The sequence below is a fragment of the Flavobacterium piscinae genome (genome assembly GCF_004122145.1).
In the GTDB taxonomy this organism is placed as follows: Bacteria; Bacteroidota; Bacteroidia; order Flavobacteriales; family Flavobacteriaceae; genus Flavobacterium; species Flavobacterium piscinae.
Map to the genome: position 1 here is coordinate 1 of NZ_SBKQ01000048.1, position 255 is coordinate 255.

At 43.5% G+C, this 255-nt stretch carries 1 pseudogene; it reads left to right on the plus strand.

Features of this window, described 5'->3' with window-relative positions:
- Nucleotides 1-255: pseudogene (locus EQG68_RS14920) on the plus strand (OmpA family protein); the annotation flags it as partial.

The window sequence follows — 255 nt, forward strand, 5'->3', positions numbered from 1 at the left end:
ACGTTGATGCCGCTCAAGAATACTTAAAGCTAACCGAGAAAGGTAAAGCTGACGGGTATGTTTACAAACAATTGGCCGACAGTTATTTTAACACCTTTAACGCCTCGGAAGCCTCTAAATGGTATGCTAGAGCCGTTGAAACACCACAAGATGCCGAAACCTACTACCGCTATGCTCAAATGCTTAAAGCACAAGGCAAGTATGAAGAGGCCAACAAACAAATGCAAAGCTTTGCTTCTAAAGCACCAAACGACC